Source organism: Novosphingobium sp., assembly GCF_965229225.1.
Lineage (GTDB): Bacteria > Pseudomonadota > Alphaproteobacteria > Sphingomonadales > Sphingomonadaceae > Novosphingobium.
In genome coordinates this window covers 3,753,862-3,771,084 of sequence record NZ_OZ245867.1, presented here as the reverse complement: position 1 = coordinate 3,771,084, position 17,223 = coordinate 3,753,862, and the positions used below count along the sequence as shown (strand labels likewise).

At 64.7% G+C, this 17,223-nt stretch carries 17 protein-coding genes and 1 tRNA gene; all 18 read right to left on the bottom strand.

The genetic code is table 11. The features are described 5' to 3' along the window. Positions 1-79: 79 nt before the first annotated feature. On the bottom strand, positions 80-772 hold the full coding sequence (locus tag ACO06X_RS17685) for a tetratricopeptide repeat protein (RefSeq protein ID WP_421837485.1): 693 nt from the start codon (positions 770-772) through the stop codon (positions 80-82). Further along, positions 769-1,119 (bottom strand): cytochrome c-type biogenesis protein, encoded by a 351-nt coding sequence (locus ACO06X_RS17680; RefSeq protein WP_421839943.1) that lies wholly within the window; start codon positions 1,117-1,119, stop codon positions 769-771. Before ACO06X_RS17680 ends, ACO06X_RS17685 begins: the two co-directional genes overlap by 4 nt. Before the next feature lie 233 nt (positions 1,120-1,352). Beyond that, on the bottom strand, positions 1,353-1,910 hold the full coding sequence (locus ACO06X_RS17675) for a DsbE family thiol:disulfide interchange protein (RefSeq protein WP_421837484.1): 558 nt from the start codon (positions 1,908-1,910) through the stop codon (positions 1,353-1,355). After that, on the bottom strand, positions 1,907-3,856 hold the full coding sequence (locus tag ACO06X_RS17670) for a heme lyase CcmF/NrfE family subunit (RefSeq protein WP_421837483.1): 1,950 nt from the start codon (positions 3,854-3,856) through the stop codon (positions 1,907-1,909). The genes ACO06X_RS17675 and ACO06X_RS17670 overlap by 4 nt, the downstream gene beginning before the upstream one ends. Before the next feature lie 97 nt (positions 3,857-3,953). After that, positions 3,954-4,424: a cytochrome c maturation protein CcmE gene (ccmE, locus tag ACO06X_RS17665; RefSeq protein ID WP_421837482.1), complete on the bottom strand. Its 471-nt coding sequence runs from the start codon at positions 4,422-4,424 to the stop codon at positions 3,954-3,956. Continuing rightward, positions 4,421-4,561, bottom strand: a complete 141-nt coding sequence (locus ACO06X_RS17660; RefSeq protein ID WP_298171112.1) for a hypothetical protein — start codon at positions 4,559-4,561, stop codon at positions 4,421-4,423. Before ACO06X_RS17660 ends, ccmE begins: the two co-directional genes overlap by 4 nt. 10 nt (positions 4,562-4,571) lie before the next feature. Then, a complete protein-coding gene (gene ccmC / locus ACO06X_RS17655; protein ID WP_298171115.1) occupies positions 4,572-5,300 on the bottom strand; it encodes a heme ABC transporter permease CcmC in 729 nt (242 codons plus the stop codon). 146 nt (positions 5,301-5,446) lie between these two features. Further along, positions 5,447-5,523 (bottom strand) — tRNA-His (locus ACO06X_RS17650). A gap of 216 nt (positions 5,524-5,739) precedes the next feature. Then, positions 5,740-8,136, bottom strand: coding sequence for a TonB-dependent receptor (locus ACO06X_RS17645; RefSeq protein ID WP_421837481.1), 2,397 nt, complete (start codon positions 8,134-8,136; stop codon positions 5,740-5,742). A 197-nt stretch (positions 8,137-8,333) separates the two neighbouring features. Continuing rightward, positions 8,334-8,786, bottom strand: a complete 453-nt coding sequence (locus ACO06X_RS17640) for a MarR family winged helix-turn-helix transcriptional regulator (RefSeq protein WP_421837480.1) — start codon at positions 8,784-8,786, stop codon at positions 8,334-8,336. A 112-nt stretch (positions 8,787-8,898) separates the two neighbouring features. Beyond that, positions 8,899-9,123 (bottom strand): 50S ribosomal protein L31, encoded by a 225-nt coding sequence (gene rpmE, locus ACO06X_RS17635; protein ID WP_336896760.1) that lies wholly within the window; start codon positions 9,121-9,123, stop codon positions 8,899-8,901. A 262-nt stretch (positions 9,124-9,385) separates the two neighbouring features. Next, positions 9,386-9,874: a 3-hydroxyacyl-ACP dehydratase FabZ gene (gene fabZ, locus ACO06X_RS17630; protein WP_298168398.1), complete on the bottom strand. Its 489-nt coding sequence runs from the start codon at positions 9,872-9,874 to the stop codon at positions 9,386-9,388. An 11-nt stretch (positions 9,875-9,885) separates the two neighbouring features. After that, positions 9,886-10,602: an OmpH family outer membrane protein gene (locus ACO06X_RS17625; protein ID WP_421837479.1), complete on the bottom strand. Its 717-nt coding sequence runs from the start codon at positions 10,600-10,602 to the stop codon at positions 9,886-9,888. Continuing rightward, a complete protein-coding gene (gene bamA, locus ACO06X_RS17620; RefSeq protein ID WP_421837478.1) occupies positions 10,602-13,220 on the bottom strand; it encodes an outer membrane protein assembly factor BamA in 2,619 nt (872 codons plus the stop codon). Before bamA ends, ACO06X_RS17625 begins: the two co-directional genes overlap by 1 nt. A 277-nt stretch (positions 13,221-13,497) precedes the next feature. Beyond that, the gene (rseP, locus tag ACO06X_RS17615; protein ID WP_421837477.1) at positions 13,498-14,610 is read right to left on the bottom strand and encodes an RIP metalloprotease RseP; all 1,113 of its coding nucleotides are present in this window, start codon (positions 14,608-14,610) and stop codon (positions 13,498-13,500) included. Between the two features lie 8 nt (positions 14,611-14,618). Continuing rightward, positions 14,619-15,776 (bottom strand): 1-deoxy-D-xylulose-5-phosphate reductoisomerase, encoded by a 1,158-nt coding sequence (locus ACO06X_RS17610; protein ID WP_298168408.1) that lies wholly within the window; start codon positions 15,774-15,776, stop codon positions 14,619-14,621. Further along, the gene (locus tag ACO06X_RS17605; RefSeq protein ID WP_421837476.1) at positions 15,773-16,531 is read right to left on the bottom strand and encodes a phosphatidate cytidylyltransferase; all 759 of its coding nucleotides are present in this window, start codon (positions 16,529-16,531) and stop codon (positions 15,773-15,775) included. The genes ACO06X_RS17610 and ACO06X_RS17605 overlap by 4 nt, the downstream gene beginning before the upstream one ends. Continuing rightward, positions 16,518-17,207 carry a polyprenyl diphosphate synthase gene (uppS, locus tag ACO06X_RS17600; protein ID WP_421839942.1) on the bottom strand — a complete coding sequence of 230 codons (690 nt, stop codon included), beginning with the start codon at positions 17,205-17,207 and terminating at the stop codon, positions 16,518-16,520. The genes ACO06X_RS17605 and uppS overlap by 14 nt, the downstream gene beginning before the upstream one ends. Positions 17,208-17,223: the final 16 nt, after the last annotated feature.

Here is a 17,223-nt window from a genome sequence, read left to right as displayed (position 1 = left end):
CGCGCCCTGCCCCCCGCAATGGCATGCACATGGGTGTCAGTAGCACCGGAAATGGACAATAAGAGCTTGTATTTTCAGATCATTGCTGTGTTGGCTTGGCACCGGGCGGTGCGGCAGACGGTGCGCCTGCCATGCCGGCCTGCATCTGGGCCTGCTCGGCGATCAGCGAGTCGAGCCGTTCGAGCCGGGCCTGAAGGTCGGCGCGGTAGGGTGCATCGGCGGGTGAACGGGCCAGCAGTTCGGCCCACAGGGCGCGCGCTTCGGCAAAACGGCCCGACTGCGCGAGCGCGAGGCCCATGAAGAACGGCGGGCCGGGATGATCGGGCGCGATGTTCGCCGCCTTCTGGAACGCGAACTGCGCAGCGGGCGTGATCACCCCATCGGTGTGGCCGACCAGCGCATTGCCGAGCGCAACCCACAAGTCTGCATCCTGCGGCGACTTCGCGATCGCCTTGCGCAGCACTTCGGTCGCGGCGCCGAACTGACCCTGCCGGGTCAGCGCATCGGCAAGGATCAGCCACGACTGCCCCTGCCCGAAGGCCGCGCCCATCTGCTGGCGTTCCTTGATCAGCGTCTGGTCCGCGAGCTTGGCGTTCTCGACAGGGGCCTGCGGCGCACCGGCCTGTCCGGGGTGGCCCTGCAGCGCATAGCCCGAAATGCCGAACAGCAGCGCAGCGGCGGTGATTTCCCAGCCCGAGCGCGGCAACTTGAGCACGAAGACCATCACGCCGAGCACGAGAACGGCGATCACGACGATGAATACCCAGGTCATGCGCGCTTACCTCGGCGGAAACGTCCGCGCAGCAGAAAGGCTGCCAGCGCGAGGAACAGGAGCGGCGCGGCAAACAGCGGCCAGGTGAGCGGCTTCACCTGCGGCGTGTAGCTCACGTAATCGCCGTAGCGCTCGATCAGCCACTGGCGGATCGCCTCGGGATCCTCGCCCGCAGCGATGCGCGTGCGCACCTGATGGCGCATGTCACCCGCCATCGGCGCATCGGAATCGGCGATCGACTGGCTCTGGCACTTGAGGCAGCGCAGTGTCTCCATCAGCGCCTGCGCCTTGGCCTCCTGCTTCGGATCGGCAAGCTGCTTGTAGGCATAAGGCGCGGGCGGGAGCATGTCCTGCGCGGCGAGCGGGGCGGAAAGCGCGAAGGCAGCGAGGGCAGTTACCAGCACCACCACCCAAACCTTTGTCACAGCCCCCCACACCTTCGTCATTCCCGCGAAGGCGGGAATCCAGAGCGGCAAACGCAGCACCAGCCGCTCTGGATTCCCGCCTTCGCGGGAATGACGAACGGTTGGGACGTCGCGATGACGAGGAGAGGCGTGGCGAGGCTTCCGGGTGGTACCCATCATTCAGCCTCCGCCAGCTTGCGCATGATCAGCGGCACGTCCTCTGGCCGGATATCGCCGATGTGCTGGTAGCGGATGATCCCCTTGCCATCGACCACGAACGTCTCGGGCACGCCCGATGAGCCGATGGCGAGCTGGACCTGGCTGAGATCGTCCTTGCCGATACGCGCGAAGGGATTGCCGTACTGGCCGAGGAACCGGGCGACATCTTCCTTGCGGTCGCGGATGGCGACACCGTCGATCTCGACACCCAGCTTGGCAAGCGCGGCCAGTTGCGGCGCTTCCACCGCGCAAGGCACGCACCAGCTGGCGAAGACGTTGAGGAGGCGCGGCTTGCCGGCTTGCTTGAACACCGTGGTGGCAAGGCCGGGGCGCTCATCGGAGGCGGGAGGCAGGTCGAAGGCGGGAAGCGGCTTGCCGATGAAAGCGCTCGAAACCTCGCGATCGGCCGGCCAGTAGAGGCCGACAAAAACGAGCGCGAGGAAGGCGGCGAACAGGCCGAGTGGAAGCCAGACGGCAAGGCCGGGGCGCTTTCCGGGGGCGGTTGCTTCGCTCATCGGCCCTGCCTTTCGCGGCGCCAGGCGATCTTGTCGGTCGCCACAAGCCGCTTCACATCGCGCGCCACCCGGCCGAGCAGCGCAAGGAGTCCGCCCAGTGCGACGAGCGCGCCGCCATACCAGATCATCGGCACGAACGGCTTCCACCAGAAGCGCATCTGCCAGCGGCCGTCCTCCCCCTCTTCGCCGAGCACGGCATAGAGCTGGCCGTTCCAGCGGGTCAGCAGCGCGCTTTCGGTGCGGTTGCCGGGGGGATTGGCGAAAGTGCGCGCCTGCGGGTGGAGAACCGTCGGTTCGGCGCCCGAGTAGCTCGCCGCAACGGTCGCCTCGAGCGCGGTCCAGTTCGGCCCGGCAACCGGGCCGATACTGGAGAGCGTGACCTTGAACGGGCCGACCTGCTGGCTGTCACCGGGATTCATCGCGGCGAGCCGCTCGGTAGAGAAAGCGCCCTCGCTTGCCATGCCGAACAGCGCCACGGCAATGCCGAGGTGGCCGACGACCATGCCATAAGTGGCCAGCGGCGTGCGGCGCAGATTGCGGCCAACGAGCGGCTGGAGCGAGGCGACCGCAAGGCCCGGCGCGATGGCGAGGCCCAGCGCAGGCAGCAAATTGATCGGCGCAAACAGCATTTCGACCGCGAGCAGCGAGGCAGCCATCACCACTGCGGGCACCGCGATCTGCCAGGTGATCCGCCCGCCCTTGTCCTCACGCCAGCGCAGGACGGGGCCGACCACCATGACGAGCATCATCGGGATTGCGAAGACCGCCGAGACCGGGTTGAAGTACGGAGGCCCCACCGAGACCTTTACGCCCATCGCCTCGGTCAGCAGCGGATAGAGCGTGCCGACCAGCACGATACCGAGGATGCCGCAAAGCATCACGTTGTTGAAAACCAGCGCGGATTCGCGGCTAAGCACGGCAAACCGAGCGCCTTCGGTCACCGTGCTGGCGCGCAGGGCGAACAGCAGCAGCGCGCCGCCGATGTAGATCGCGAGCAGGGCGAGGATGAACGTGCCGCGCGTGGGATCGACCGCGAATGCGTGGACCGACGTGAGAATGCCCGAGCGCACGAGGAACGTGCCGACCATCGACATTGAGAAGGCGATCACGCCGAGCATCACCGTCCAGGTGCGCAGCGCGTTGCGCGCGGCGAGCACGCTGCACGAATGGAGTAGCGCGGTGGCCGCGAGCCAGGGCATCAGCGAGGCATTCTCGACCGGGTCCCAGAACCACCAGCCGCCCCAGCCGAGCGTGTAATAGGCCCAGTAGGAACCGGCGGTGATGCCCAGCGTCAGGAAGATCCACGCGCCCAGCACCCACGGCCGCATTGCACGGGCGAAGGCCGGGCCGACATCGCGGGTGACGAGCGCGCCGACCGCGAAGCTGAACGCGATCGAGAGCCCGACATAACCGACGTAGAGCGTGGGCGGATGGAACGCGAGGCCGATATCCTGCAGCAGCGGATTGAGCCCGGCGCCTTCCGGCGCCGGTTCGGGCAGGCGTGTGAACGGGTTCGAGGCGAGCAGGAGGAAGGCATAGAAGCCGAGGCTGACGAAGGCTTGCCCCGCCAGCGTCGCGGTCAGCGTTTCCTCGCGCAGGCGCTTTTCGATGAGCGCGACGAAGCCGCCGCCAAGGCTCATGATCGTCACCCACATCAGCATCGAGCCTTCGTGGTTGCCCCAGGTGCCCGCGAGCTTGAAGATGAAGGGCTTGGCCGAATGGCTGTTTTCCGCGACCAGCTTGACCGAAAGATCGGTGCTGAGGAACAGCCAGATCAGCGCGGCAAAGGCGAAGGCGACCAGTACGCCCTGCAGCATCGCCACGGGGCGGACAACACCGGCAAGATGCGCGGTGGCGGGGCGCAGAGCGAGCGCGCCGGCAACCAGCTGCAGAACGGCCAGCGCCGCCGCCATCCAGAGCACCGCAAGGCCAAGTTCGGCAATCATGCGCAGCACCCGCGCGAAAAATAGGGACAGTCCCCAATTTCCGATCCGAAAGGGTGGCGAGTGCAGAAAATGGGGACTGTCCCTATTTTTCGCCCCATCATTTCGTCTCCGCGATCACGGCCTTGGCCTCAGCCGTGCTCATGTTCTTCATTTCACGCGGCACATATTTCTCGTCATGCTTGGCAAGGAGATTGTCGGCCACGAAAGTGGTGCCCTCCATGCGCCCTTCGGCGACGACGCCCGAGCCTTCGACGAAGAGGTCCGGCGTGATCCCGGAGAAGCGGACAGGCACGCGCGCCTTGTCGTCCTTGACCATGAAGTTGATCGTCACACCATCGGGCAGGGTCTTGATCGATCCCTTTTCGACCATGCCGCCAAGGCGCACGGCGCGGCCCGCTTCGGGCGGTTTGGCAACAAGCTCGCTCGGCAGGTAGAAATAGGCTGCCTGCTTGCTCAATGCATAGGCGGCAAGCATCCCGGCGCCGACCAGCGCGACGAGCGCGAGAATGATCAGGACAAGGCGCTGGTGCTTGGCCTTGATCACAGGGGGCTTCATCGTCGTGTTCATTTCTCACGCGCCTTATCGCGGCGCTTTTCGGAGCGCTTCATGGCCCAAAGGGTCCAGCCCACAAGGACTAGGGTGCCGATCACGCCGATGGCGAGCGCCGCCATCACGAATTGCCACTGATCGAGCTTCTCGTGCATTGTGCGTCGCTTATGCCATCGCCTTGCGGCGCAGGCGCGCCTCGGTCTGGATATCGGCGAGCAGCATGCGCATGCGCGCCAGCACTATTCCGCCAAAGATGAGGGTAAAGCCCAGCGCGGCAATCAGCAGGGGGTAGAGAAACGCCGCATCGATGGTCGACTTGCCCGCGGTGATCGAAGGCGGCTGATGCAGGCTGTTCCACCACACCACCGAGCGGTTGATGATCGGGATATTGACCGCGCCAACGAGGCCGAAGATCGCGGTGACGCGGCTTGCGCCCTCACCCGCCGCGGCATCGCGCTGCGCCGCGCCAGCCAGCGCGATATAGCCGAAGTAGAGGAAGAGGAGAATCAGGAAGCTCGTCAAACGGCCATCCCACACCCACCATGTGCCCCAGGTCGGCCGCGCCCAGATCGAGCCGGTAGCGAGGCAGATCGCGGTAAACGCTGCGCCGGGTACCGAGGCCGCGCGCGCCGCGATACCGGCAAGCGGATGGCGCCAGACGAGCTCGACCAGGCTCGCGATCGCGATGGTCGACCAGCCGGCCATGCCGAGCCACGCCGAAGGCACATGGATGAAGAGAATGCGTACCGTCTGGCCCATGAGCCGATCCGGCGGCACCATGAACAAGCCCCACGCGAGCGCGCCGAACGCGAGGATGAGCCCCGGCACCAGCATCAACGGCATCAGCCAGCGCGCCATGCGCAGGAAACGGGCAGGATTGGCAAAGCCGTGCATGAGCGGGCAGGTACGTCCGTAACTTGGCGGTACAGTCGAACCTGTCCGCGCGCTCTACCTCTGCCACCTGCCCGCATAGGGAGCAAGAGCTTAGCGCGCCTGAACCTAGGTGCAGGCAGGGCATCTGCTTCAAGATGGGGAGAAAATGGGGCGACCAATGGGGTTCGAACCCACGACCTCCGGTACCACAAACCGGCGCTCTAACCAACTGAGCTATGATCGCCACACGACCGCGCTGCCTTGCAGTGCAGGCATCGCGGAGGCGCGCTTTTGCAGAATGAGCGCGATTTGGGAAGCGGAATCTTGAGTCGATCACCTTCCATTCGTCATTGCAACGCTGCTCTCGCAATGACGACACGGGGAAAAGGCGGAGGACGCACCCAAACGGAAACCCCGGCGGAGGCCATCCGCCGGGGTCTCGTTCATTGCAGTGCGAAGATCAGAACTTCGCGCCGACCGAGATGGTGACTGTCGCCGGAGCGGCCCAGCCCTGGAAGAACACGGTGGGCAGCGACTGCGTGCGATAGGCCTTGTTGGTCAGGTTCTTGCCCGCCACGCGCAGGAAGTAGCCCTTGTAGTTGAGCGCGGCCGAGGCATCGAGCAGCCCGTAGCTGGGCTGGATATCATTGAGCGTGCCGAAGGTGCCGAGCGAGAAGCTGTCGATCCACGAATACCCGGCGGTGAGCGAAAGCTTCGCATCATCCGTAAGATCGCGGACATAGCTGCCACGCACGGTGAAGTTGTTGGCAGGCACGCGCTGGAGGAGGACGCCGGTGAAGTCAGCCGTCGTGCCGGGGGCACCCGCCTGTGCGGCCGGGCCGATCGAGGCGGTCTGGCCGTTGACCTTGCCGTTCTTCACGTTGGCATCCTGAATGCCCAGCGTACCGGAGAGCGAGAGGCCCTTCATCGATTCGGTCATCTTGCCGAAGTCGAAGTCGAGCTCGAACTCGAGACCCTTGATCTGGACCTTCGGGAAGCTCACGACATAAGTATTGGTGCCGGGGCCGTAGCCCGGCGTCACGACGACCTGCGATTGCTGGAAGTTGGTGATATCGTTGATGAAGCCGGACGCGTTGAAGGTGATCGCACGGTTGAGGAAACGGGTCTTGATGCCGCCTTCATAAGTCGTGTTCGTCTCGGGCAGGAACGAGAGGAAGTTGTTGTTCGGGCAGCCGGTAGCTGCAGCCGCCGCGACCAGGCCCTCACCGCCGGATGGCGCCGCACCGCAGTTGGTCTGGCCAGCCTGCTGTTCGGATAGGGTGCCGCGGATCGAGAAACCGCCCGAACGGAAGCCTTCCGACCGGTTCACGTAGAGCAGCACATCGGGGGTCGCCTGCCACTGGATGTTGAAGCGCGTAATCAGCTTCTGCCAGCTCCGGCGATCGTTGATCGGGCCGACCAGCGGGATCGAGCCGAGCAGGATATAGCGCGTATCGAAGCGCTTGGCCTCGAAGATGTTGCGCACACCGCCCGAGATCTTGATCGTGTCGGTGGGGTTGAGATCGACGTTGCCGAAGAACGACCAGCTGTGATCCTTTTCAGCAGAGAACTGGTCGATCGCTCCGTTCGTGTTCTGGTGCAGCGTGATCTTGTGATCGTAGTAGAACGCCCCGACGATGTAATCGACCATGCCGTTCGCCGCCTTGCCCTGCAGCCGCACTTCCTGCGTGAACTGCTTGTAGGTCTGGTCGCGATTGGTGAGGAGCGCACTGCCGGTGGCCGCAAGCAGCGGGTTGCCGACGCTGGTGCAGCCCGTCGCGCCTCTGCAGGTGCCGTCGAAGTCCTGGTTCACCGTATCGGCTGACGACATGTACGAGGTCTGCGAGACGAGATCGCCGATGGGCGTCTTGGCCTTGAGCGCGAGGCTGACGATATTGGTGTTGAGCCGGTCCTTGTCCGCGCCAAGGTTGTTGCCGATCTCGCGCGGCTTCAGGCCATCGGGGCTGCCGGTTTCCGGATTGTACTTGGGCCAGATCGCCGAAGGGTTGCCGCCGGAGAGGATATTGGCAGTCAGGATATTGCCGAACTGCACCGGGGTGCCGCCGCCGGTCTGGTGGATGTGATCGTAGCTGAGATCCGCATTGAGCCAGTCGGTGAGGTCGTAGTTCACCTTGAGGTTGAACGCGCGGTAATCCGAATTGCCCGCCCGCTTGTTGGTGAAGACGTTGTTGAGAATGCCGTCAATCCGGCGGTACTGGCCCGAAAAAGCGATGCCGCCCTTGTCACCCAGCGGAGCATTGACCACGCCGCGGCCGTAGAACTCGTTGAACGAGCCGTAGCCCGCCTCAAGGCTGAGGCCCAGTTTGCGGGTGGGTGCGCAGCGGGTGAGATTGATGAGGCCAGCGGTGGTGTTCTTGCCGTAGAAAATGCCCTGCGGGCCGCGATCGACCTCGACCGAGCAGATGTTGAACATATCGAGCAGCTGGCCGGTGTTGTTGCCGAAGAACACACCGTCCTGGATCACGCCGACCGGCGGGCTCTGCGTCTTTTCCACGTCGGCATAGCCCTGGCCGCGGATGAAGATGGCGCTCTGCCCGGGCGCGGCGGTGCCGCTGCCGATGAACACGTTGGGAGCCGAGCCTTGAATATCGAGCAGCGAACGCGGGGCGAGCAAAGCCAGATCTTCGACGGTGAGCGCGGTGAGTGCGACACCGACCTTCTGCTTGTCGGTCGCCTGGCGCGTGGCGGTCACGATGATCACATCCTTGCCAGCTGCCTCGGCAGCACCGCCACCCTGATCAGCGGCTTCGGCTGCATCCGCCGCATGGGCAGGCACTGCCAGGGAAACTGCGACCGCCGCGAGCGACGACCAGCCAAGAACGCGCGTATACCGCATGGCATTCTCCTCTCATCCAGTGGACGGCCGGGGCCCGCAGCTTGGATCCGCAGTGCTTGTTCCCGGCTTCGGCGAAAGGTGTGACAGCAGCCCTTACAGCCACAAACCGACAAAAATGAGAGTTTTCGGCAGAATTTGCGGTACCTGTGTATTCAGGTTACAGTACCGATGGTTAGTCGGGAATTCGATGTAACGAACTATTGCCCGTTGCCGGAACTACTGTCTTCCACATCCACCCGCAGGACCGGCAAAGCGGCGAGCACCGTCTCGAGGTCTTCAGGGGCAAGCCTGTCGCGGAAGCGGGCTTCGTGCTCGGCAATGCGGCGCCAGGCTTCGGCCGCATGCTCGGCGCCCTTGGCGGTAACCCTCAGGGCGAGACTGCGACCATCGACGCGGGTGCGGGCAACGAGGCCGCGTTCGATCAGGCGGGCAATGATCGGCACCATGTTGGCGCGTTTGATGGCGATCGCCTCGCCCACTTCGCTTTGCGAGCAATCCGGGTTCTCGGCGATTACCAGCAGCGTGGTCACCTCGGCCGGCCGCATGTCGAAATCCGAGAGGGTGCGCACGAAATCGGCCATGAGCACCGCGGTGGCGCGGCGCATCTGGTAGCCAAGCAGCTTGTCGAGTGCGTTGGTCAGAACAGCCATGCGCGCTCCTTCATCCGGCAGCGCCGCGATGGCAAGGGTCGGCGCAGGCTTGTTTCACGAAAAAAGGGCGACCGAGGCCGCCCTTCTTCCTGAATACGTCGGGTCCGCAAGCTCACTTCTTGAGCGTGAGACCGCCAAAGCGCTTGTTGAACTGCGCCACGCGGCCGCCCTGATCGAGCTGACGGGTGCCGCCGGTCCACGCCGGGTGCGACAGCGGATCGATTTCGAGCGCCATGGTGTCGCCTTCCTTGCCCCAGGTCGAGCGGGTCTCGAACACGGTGCCATCGGTCATCTGCACCTTGATCATGTGGTAATCGGGGTGAATATTGGCCTTCATGGGTCTCGCTCCACAATGCGAAGCCGGTTCCGACCGGCCTCAGGGAATCTCGGAAAGGCGCGCCCTTAAGCGGTTTGCGCCGGAAAGGCAACGGGTGAACCGAGAATTGGTTCGCGCAGAGCCCGCAGAGTTCGCAAAAACGTGGTTTCGCGCCGCAGGCCTTGTTGCATCACTTCAGTAGCAAGAAAGCCAAGCGGCAAAGCCGCAAAACGCCGTCTCTGCGAACTCTGCGGGCTCTGCGCGAAACAAATCCACCTGAAGCTCAGCTATCCGCGATCATCGCAGTGAAGCTGACTTCCGTTGCGATCTTGTCCCCAAGCATCGCCTTGCCGGCAAACTTGCAAACGCGCGCGCGTTTCTGGGTGAATTCCACGTGCAGGTCGAGCAGGCAGCCCGGCTCCACCGGCGTGCGGAACTTGGCTTCCTCGATCGCCATGAAATAGACGAGCTTGCCGGTGCCGGCAAGGCCGAGCGATTCCACGGCGAGGACGCCGGCGGCCTGCGCCAGCGCCTCGATCTGCAGAACGCCCGGCATGATCGGACGGCCCGGAAAGTGGCCCTGGAAGAACTGCTCGTTCATCGAGACCGCCTTGATGGCGTGGATGCGTTCCCCCACCACCAGTTCGACCACGCGGTCGACGAGCAGGAGGGGATAGCGGTGCGGCAGCGCCGCCATCACCCCCCGAATGTCCAGGCTGAGCGGCGCAGAGACATTTGCCTCTGCGCCGGCGTCTCCGGAAACCTCGCTCATTCCCGTTTGCCTCAGCGGCCTTCGGGCGCCTTGCCCGCAGGCGCGGGCGCGGCGGGAGCAGCACCACCCTGGGCAGCCTGCTGGGCAGCAGCTTCACGCTGTGCGCGCGGGAGCCAGCCGGCGGGCGGCACGAGTTGCACGCTGGGGACCAGCGTGTTGAGCTCGTTCAGGATATCCTGGTTGAGGTTGTAGACCGCATCGGCTTTCAGCACGCTCTGCGAATCGAGCACGAGCGTGATCTTGCGCTTGGTCATCGCGGCCTGCGTGGCGGCGGTGAGTTTGTCGCTGATCTGCTCGATGATGTACTGCTGCGCCACGTTGAGCGGCTCGGCCATCTGCTGGATCTCGCGCTCGGCGGACTGCTCGATCTGCTGGATCTGGGCAGCCTGCGTGCGGAGCGAGGCCTGATCGGGCTTCGCGGCCTTCTGGTCCGCCTCGAACTTGTCGTAAAGCGGCTTGAGCTGCGCGGTGATCTGGTTGCGGCGGGTGTTCACCGCATCGATCTGCGCCTTGTAGGTGACCGGCAGCTGGACCATCGCGGTCTTGTAGGCAGCCGAAGCGCCGACAACGGCCTGAGCGTTGGCATAGGCAATGCCGGGGGCGACAATGCCGCCGGGTGTGCTCGAAGCCGGAGCGGCCGCAGCCTGCGCCATGGCATTGGGCGCCGCGCCAAGCGCGAGGGCGGCAGCCAGTACGGCGACAGGCGCCGCGATAATACGGTTTTGCATCAGAACTGGGTTCCTACGTTGAAGTTGACTGTCTGGGGATCGTCGCCATCGACCTTGCTGAGGACTTTCGCCACGTCGATGCGGAACGGTCCGAACGGCGAGTTCCAGTTGACACCGAAGCCGATCGAAATGCGCGGCTTGGGGCTGTCCCCAACAAAGGTCTCGTCGAACTTCTGGGCCACGTTGTTGGACTTGCCGGTGGCGTCGGCAGCCGAGGTGGTCAGGCGGCCGGTGACATTGTCCTGGTACAGCAGGGTGGTGCCGAACACGGCAGGCCGGGCGACGCTGAACACGGCGCCTGCGTCCACGAAGATCGAGGGCCGCAAGCCCAGTTCGCGCGCGCCCGAGCCCAGCGGGATCTCGAGCTCGGCATGGCCGAGGTAGTAGAACTTGCCGCCGAGCGCATCGTCGACCCACTGGTTGCGATCGGTGCTGGTCACGCCGCCGCTGCCATCCTTGGGATCGAACCCGCTGTAGAACTTGCGCAGAACACGCGGGCCGACGCCGCGAATGTCGAAGCCGCGAAGCTGCGGTTGGCCGAGGAAGAAGCGGTCGGTCAGGCGCACATCGTCGATCGTGGGATCATTGGTGCGGTTGCTGAGCGCCTTGATCGCCCCGCCCTCGCCGCGCAGCGAGAACACGAAGCCCTTGCCCAGCGCGAAGTAGCGAGAGGCATTTGCGTTGATGCGGGCATAGCGCACCGAACCGCCCAGACCGGCTAAATCGACGCCGACCACGAACTGCGAACCGCTGGTCGGGCGCAGGCGGTTGTCGAGCGTATCGTAGACCACGCTGGCGCCGATGATCGAACTGGTCCGCTTGCCGATCGCATCGCACAGGTAGCGACCCGCGAGGTAGATCGAGCACTGCAGGTTGCCGTTCGCATCGGGCAGGTAATAGGTGTCCCTGTCGAGCGTCACGTTCTCGAGATTGAGCGTGTAGCGCCCGATCAGCGACATGTACTCGGTCAGTGGCAGGCCGGCGCGCACCTGAAAGCCGGTGGTCGACTGCTTGTAGGTCGTGTTGCGGTTGGCGTTGAAGAAGTTGAAGCTGTTGAAATCGCGGCGATACACGTCAACGCCGAGCGAGACGTTGCGATCGAACAGATAAGGTTCGGTGAAGCTGACCTGCACCGATCGCGAATAGCGCGAATAGTCGACGCTGGTGCCGATCGTCTGGCCCCGGCCGCGGAAGTTGTTCTGCTGGATCGAGGCCTGGAAGATGAAGCTTTCAAGGCTGGAGAAGCCGGCCGAAAGCTGGAGCTGCCCGGTGGGCTTTTCCTCGACGTTGGCCTCGAGCACGATGCGATCCTGCGCGGAGCCGGGCTTCTGCTCGACCTCGAACTTCTCCTGGAAGTAGCCCAGGGATTTGACGCGGTTCGACGAACGCTTGATCTGGAACGAGTTGAATGCGTCGCCCTCAGCCACGCGGAACTCGCGGCGGACGACCTTGTCCTGCGTCAGCGTGTTGCCGTTGACATCGACCCGTTCGACATAGACGCGCGGCGCTTCCGCGATGCGGAAGGTGACCGACATCGTCAGGTCGTCCTTGTTGCGATTGAAGTCCGGCCGCACATCGGCGAAGGCGTAACCGAAGCTGCCCGCGGTCTCGGTCAGGCTGTCGACCGTGTCCTCGACCAGCTTGGCGTTGTACCACTGCTGGGGCTTGAGCGGCAGACGCTTGGCCAGCGCATCGCCATCGAAATCGCGCAGCTGGCTATCGACCTTGACGTCGCCGAACTTGTAGCGCTGCCCTTCCTCGACCACGTAGGTGATGATGAAGTCGCGCTTGTCCGGCGTGAGTTCGGCGACCGCCGAGACGACGCGGAAATCCGCATAGCCGTTCGTCAGATAGAACTGGCGCAGCTTCTGCTGGTCGAAGGCGAGGCGATCGGGATCGTAGCTGGTGCCGCTGGAGAAGACGCGGAACACGCGCGCCTGCTTGGTCACCATCTCGCCGCGCAGCTGGCTGGCGGAGAACTTCTCGTTGCCGATGATGTTGATCTGGCGAACGCGCGACTTCGGGCCTTCGCTGATCTCGAACACGATATCGACACGGTTCTGATCGAGCATGACCATCTTGGGCTCGATCGAGGCGGCGAAACGGCCCTGGCGCTTGTAGAGCTCGATGATGCGGGCAACGTCGGCACGCACCTTGGACCGGGTGAAGATCTGGCGCGCGGAGAGCTTGATCTCCGGCAGGATCTTGTCCTCCTTCAGGCGCTTGTTGCCTTCGAGGATGATCCGGTTGACGACCGGGTTTTCCTTGATCTCGATCACCACGTCACCGGCGTTATCGCGGACCTGAACGTCGGCGAAGAGCTCGGTGGCGTAGAGGTCCTTGAGGACCTGGTCAGCCGCAGCCTGGGTGTACTTGTCGCCTTCCTTAAGACGGATGTACGAGCGAATCGTATCCGCTTCGAGGCGCTGGGCGCCGGAAATGGTGATCGATCGGACGAGTTCGACCGGGGCGGGCGCCGGAGCTGGAGCCGCGGCGGGGACAACCGGAGCGGCGGGAGCCGGCGCTGTCTGCGCAGCGGCGACCACAGGCATGCCGGCAAGGCAAGTCGTTGCCGCGAGTGCCGCAAGCGTGGCAGCCAGTCGAGGTTGACCGGTCATGCGCAAAGCGGTCCGGGGCAAGTTGCAAGCATTCATCACCAAGCGCCATCCCGTTTCTTCGTGCAGCGAAGCGTCATCCGCCGCCTCGCCCCGCACCATGGTGCGCGACGGCAATACTCCGTCACGCCCCGCGATGCCGCCTCCTGCCCGATGCAGGCCCGCCAATCAAGCAAGCTCACCGCAGCAGACCGAAATTGCCCCGCATTTTGTGGAAAATCCGGCTTCCCCAACTGTCCCGCGATGAAGCGGGAAGCAAACCGGGCCGACGTAGGTCTCCTCACCCTCCGAAAACGCGCAGCGATGCAACGTCATTGAAGGTCACGAACAGCATTAGTGCAGCAACGAGGGCAAGGCCGGTGCGGAAAGCCCATTCCTGCCCGCGCTGGCTGACCGGCCGGCGGCTGACCGCCTCGATCGCGTAGAACGCGAGGTGGCCGCCATCGAGTACTGGAATTGGCAAGAGATTGATGAACCCGAGGTTAATCGAGATCAGCGCGATGAACCAGACGTAGTTGGCCCAGCCCGAAACCAGCTGTTCGCCCGAATATTTGGCGATCTTGATCGGCCCGCCAAGCTCCTTGATCTCGCGCTTGCCGGTGACGATCTGGCCGATACCGGTGATCATCATGCCCATGATATCGCGCGTCTGCACGACTGCATCGCCGACGGCTTCCACCGGCCCGACAGCCACGCGTTCAGCCGTCGCCGGGCCGATGCCGAGGTAGCCGATCTTCTGCGTGTTGCCGAAACGGTCGCTCACTTCCTTCCACGCCGCGACGGCCGGGAGCGCGACGCGCCGCCCGCCGCGCTCGATTACGAGATCGAGCGGTTCGCCCGGATGCTGCGCAACGGCGAGGCGGATCTGCAGGAAACTGTCGATCGGGGAACCCTGCAGCGAGACGACCCGGTCGCCCAGTTGGACACCGGCCTTTGCCGCTGCCGAGCCTTCCTGCACCATGCCCACCACGGGCGGGACGACAACCTTGCCGTAAGCAAGGGAAAAGCCGGCGAGGATCGCCACGGCGAGCAGCAGATTCGTCAGCGGGCCGGCGAGCACGATGAGGGCGCGCTGCCACACCGGCTTGGCCTGAAATGTCTGCTCACGCTCTTCAGCGGGGAGCGACAGCCATTCCGCACTCGGCGTGCTGGCGGGGTTCATGTCGCCCGCAAACTGGACATAGCCGCCTAGCGGCAGCGCGGAGAGCTTCCAGCGGGTGCCGCGCTTGTCGGTCCAGCCTGCCACTTCCTTGCCGAAGCCGATCGAAAAACTGTCCGCCTTCACGCCGAACCAGCGGCCGACGAGATAGTGACCAAGCTCATGGATGAAGACAAGCGGCCCCAGCACCAGCAAAAAGGCGAGCACGGTGAGCAGAAGCCCGGGGCTTTGCACGGCAGCGTTCAGGACACGGTCTCCATCGTTTCGGCAGCGCGGATGCGGGCTTCGCGGTCTACCGCAATGACCTCTTCAAGGCTGGCGGGTGCCCGGGGGAGGCCCCTTGCCAACACATCCTCGGCACATTGCACGATGCGGGTGAACGCGATCTGACCAGCGAGGAATGCTGCGACCGCGATCTCGTTTGCCGCATTGAGCACGGCCGGCGCCGCGCCGCCCGCCATAACCGCTTCGCGCGCGACGCGGGTGGCGGGAAAACGCTGCTCATCGGGCTTGAAGAAGCTCAGGTTGCCGATGGCGGCGAGATCCAGCGGCGCACAGGGCGTCTGCATGCGTGCGGGCCAGGCCAGCGCCGAGGCAATCGGCACGCGCATATCGGAAGGGCCGAGCTGCGCCAGTGTCGAGCCATCGCGGTATTCGACCATCGAATGAACGATCGACTGCGGGTGGATGACAATGCGCAGGCGTTCCACGCCGACCGGAAACAGATGATAAGCCTCGATGAATTCAAGGCCCTTGTTCATCATCGTGGCCGAATCGACGCTGATCTTGGCGCCCATCGACCAGGTGGGATGCTTGACCGCTTCGGCCGGAGTCGCGCGGTGGATGCGCTCCATGTCCCATTCGCGGAAGGGGCCGCCGCTGGCGGTGAGCGTGATTGCGTGAACGTGCGCGGGATCGTTGCCAGCAAGGCACTGGAAGATCGCGTTGTGCTCGCTGTCAACGGGCAGCAGCGTCGCGCCGGTGCGCTTTACCGCCGCCGTCATCACTTCGCCCGCCGATACCAGCGCTTCCTTGTTGGCAAGCGCGACGGCCTTGCCGCATTCGATCGCGGCCATGGTGGGCGCGAGGCCCGCACAGCCGACGATGGCGGCCATGGTGATGTCCGCCCCGCGCGCCGCCGCCTCGATCACCGCCGCCGCACCGCCCGCAGCTTCGATCCCGCTGCCCGAAAGCGCCCCACGCAGTTCGGGGAGCGCGTCCTCATCGGCGACAACGGCCACTTCTGCACCAAATTCCCGCGCGAGAGCGGCAAGCTGCCCGGCATTGCCATTGGCGGTGAGCGCGACAACGCGGAACATCTCGCGATTGCGCCGCACCAGATCGAGCGTGGATGCACCGACTGAACCCGTTGCGCCCAGAATTGTAATCGTGCGCGTCATGCGCCTCCTGCTCCCACGCCTGCTGCCCCAGAGGCGGCCCACGCCGTACCCGCTATGATGGCGACCGGCAGCAGCCCGTCAACCCGGTCGAACAAGCCGCCGTGGCCCGGAATGAGGCGGCCGCTGTCCTTCACCCCGGCGCGGCGCTTCAGCCAGCTTTCGTAGAAATCCCCGGCCTGCGCGGCAACGGCAAGGCCTGCCCCGGCCAGCGCCGCCATGCCAATGCGCGTGGTGCGCACCGCTTCCGCCAGGCTGGGGCCGTTGGGGCTCATGCCTGAGAGAATATAGGCGGCAAACAGGATGAATAGCGTGGACCAGAGCGCCGCCGCCGCCATGCCGCCGGCAAGACCGGCCCAGGTCTTGGAAGGACTGATGCTCGGCGCAATCTTCGGCCCGCCGATGGCGCGTCCGGCGAAATAGGCGCCGGTATCGGTACAGATGACGAGGCCCAGCACCGCGATCAGCAGGACCGGAGGCATCACGATGAGCGCAAAGGCCGCCCAACCGATATAGAGCCCGCCGGTCATCACGGCCGTCACCATCCGCGCCGGATCGGGTGCGATCTTCGCGGCGAGCGCAACATATTCGGCAAAGACGCCAAAGCCGACCAGCGCGATGAAGCCCTTGAGCACAAGGCCGCCCTGCCACAGCGCAAAACCTGCGATCCCGAGCATGACAACCGCCGAAGCCACCCGCACCGGCAGATCGCTGCGCGGTTTCACGGCCTCAAGCGGCGCGGGCTCAGCGCCCTCCATAGCGGCGCTCGCGGGTAGCGTAATGGTCTAGCGCCTCGCGCAGGTGGCCGGGGGTAAAATCGGGCCAGAGCACGTCGGTGAACCACATTTCAGCATAGGCCGCCTGCCACAGCAGGAAATTCGAAAGGCGGACCTCGCCCGAAGTGCGGATGATGAGATCGAGCGGCGGCAGGTCTGCCGTATCAAGTTCGGCCTCGATCGCCGCCACGGTTATCTCGCCCTTGGCAGCTGCCGCAGCCGCCGCACGGGCGATTTCCTGCTGCGAGCCGTAGTTCAGCGCTATCGCCAGCGTGGTGCGCGAATTGTGTGCGGTGCGGGCCAGCGCATCGTCGATCAGGCTGACGATATCGGCCGGCAGCATGCGGTAGTCACCGATCACCTTCAGCCGCACATCGTTGGCGGCGAATTCATCGATATCGCTGCGGATGAAGGCGCGCAGCAGGCCCATGAGGTCTGAAATCTCGTCCTCGGGCCGCTTCCAGTTTTCGGACGAGAAGGCATAGAGCGTGAGCGCCTGGAGCCCCATGTGGCGCGCCGCGCGCACCACTTCGCGGACCGCATCGACACCGCGCTTGTGGCCGACAGCACGGGGCATGAAGCGCTTCTTCGCCCAGCGCCCGTTACCGTCCATGATGATCGCGACATGGCGCGCGGGGCCGATGTAGCCGCCGTCCATCTGGCCGGCGACCGCT